The organism is Kitasatospora sp. NPDC059973 (assembly GCF_042737525.1).
GTDB lineage: Bacteria > Actinomycetota > Actinomycetes > Streptomycetales > Streptomycetaceae > Kitasatospora.
In genome coordinates, this window is sequence record NZ_JBHWUI010000365.1 from 1 (window position 1) to 1,440 (window position 1,440).

The 1,440-nt window shown below is 78.1% G+C and carries 1 protein-coding gene; it reads right to left on the reverse strand.

Translation table 11 applies throughout. From position 1 onward, the window contains the following. Positions 1-137 precede the first annotated feature (137 nt). On the reverse strand, positions 138-1,169 hold the full coding sequence (locus ACFWA9_RS39155) for a hypothetical protein (RefSeq protein ID WP_380394370.1): 1,032 nt from the start codon (positions 1,167-1,169) through the stop codon (positions 138-140). Positions 1,170-1,440 lie beyond the last annotated feature (271 nt).

Consider the following 1,440-nt stretch of genomic DNA (forward strand, 5'->3'; position numbering starts at 1 on the left):
CGCCCCCGACAGGGGTGTGGGCCGGGGCGCGGTCACCGCGGCCGGGCGCCGGTCCGGGGCGAGCCGCCCACCGGGCGGCGGCGCCACCGGGCCGCGACGGCGAGCGCATCACGCGCCCGCGCGGCCCGCCACGGGTGTCAGGTACGACGGACGGCCCGGCGGCCGGCGCCGACGCTTGTACGGCGACGCCGGGGGGTGAGCGCGTGGGTGAGCGTCAGCACGAGGACGGCGGCCTCGCAGGCGAGCGCGGCCGGCCCGAACCGGCCCTGCCACTCGATGATGCCGACCGCCACCCGCACCGGGACCATGGTGTCGAACAGCAGGTAGCCGGCTAACGCGGCCGCGGCCGGCACGGCGCCGGCGATCCACGTCCACGGCGTGCCGCGCACGCCGAGCGGGACGGCGAGGAGCAGGCACAGGGCGCTGAGGCCGGCGACCACCGAGACGTCCGGGTTCTGGCCCCAGAGGGCGGCCACCAGCGGCCCATGGAGCGCACCCGTCATCACCAGGGCCGCGGCGGCGGGCCACCGGAGCGGCGGGCGCTCCTCGCGGGGCCGTGCCCTCGACAGCACCCGCGCCGGCGGCAGGGCGGCGGCGTCGGGCGGGGCCTGCTCCGTGGCGGCCGCCAGGGGTTCCGTGTCGTCACCGCTCGTCGAGGGCCCGGCCGGCCGGTCCGCGACCGGGGCGGGCCGGAGCAGCTGGACGAGGTGGGCGACATCGGCCACCGGCCGCAGCGACGCGGCCGCGTGCAGGGCCGCCCGGATGCCGCTGTCGGCTTCGGCCGCGAGCAGGGTGGTGAGGTGGGCGACGTCGCCCGTGGGTCTGGTGAGGACGGCGGCGCGCAGGATCTGGTCGGCGCCGGTGCTGTCGCGGGGTCTCAGGAGGATCAGGAGGCGGACCAGGTCCTCGACCGGGCGGGCGGCGACCGCTCCGTGGAGGACCGGGGCCAGGGTCGGCGTGTGGGCCGGGTTCAGGTGGCAGAGCAGATCGGCGACTTCCTCCACCGGGCGGCTGGCCGCCGCGCTCATCATCGCCGCCGCGAGGTCGCCGCCGAGCGGGACGGGGGACGGCTGGTTCACCCGCAGGGAAACGGGGGTGAGGTCGGCGGCGGTGTCGGGTACGGAACCCGACCCCGAGACAGGCAGGGTTATGGTCAGGGGGCGGGACATCGAGGTCTCCTGGATCGGGGGAACGGGCCGGCGCCGGGCCGGGCGGGCGAAGGAAGCAAACGGATCTGCCCGGTTCCAGCCTGGCCCGCATTACGCCGACTGCCACTCCCGGCGATCATTCGGGCGACGCCCGAGCCGCACCGGTGCGGCGGGCCGGCGCTCCCCTCCCCGGTGAGCTGTCCCAGCACGGCCGCCTGCCCGCGGCCACCACCCTTTCGGGGACGACCTGGTCCGGACACGCGGCGGCGGGGCGCACGCTCCACGCGTGCGC

What these genes read in the sequence shown, in the direction of transcription:
- ACFWA9_RS39155 (WP_380394370.1), bottom strand. Translation starts at nt 1,169, where the DNA reads ATGTCCCGCCCCCTGACCATAACCCTGCCTGTCTCGGGGTCGGGTTCC.